Origin of the sequence: Stenotrophomonas sp. PS02301, assembly GCF_029959485.1 — a bacterium.
Lineage (GTDB): Bacteria > Pseudomonadota > Gammaproteobacteria > Xanthomonadales > Xanthomonadaceae > Stenotrophomonas > Stenotrophomonas maltophilia_Z.
The window spans coordinates 1-209 of record NZ_JASCOO010000218.1; the positions used below are offsets into that span (position 1 = coordinate 1).

Below are 209 nucleotides of genomic sequence, written 5' to 3' on the forward strand. Positions count from 1 at the left end.
CCGTTGGCCACGTACCAATCCAGGATGCGGCCCACGAACGGCGAGATCAGGAACGCCCCGGCCTCGCTGCAGGCCAGCGCCTGGGTCGGATTGAAGATCAGCGTCAGGTTGCAGTCGATCCCTTCGGCCTGCAGCTGGCGCGCCGCTTCCACGCCTTCCCAGGTTGCCGCGATCTTGATCAGCACCTTGCTGCGCGGCACGCCGGCCGC

1 protein-coding gene is annotated in these 209 nt (G+C 67.9%); it reads right to left on the bottom strand.

Features of this window, described 5'->3' with window-relative positions; translation table 11 throughout:
• Positions 1-209: transaldolase family protein (locus QMX81_RS20945; protein WP_282264417.1), on the bottom strand; the 209-nt coding region annotated here is incomplete at both ends.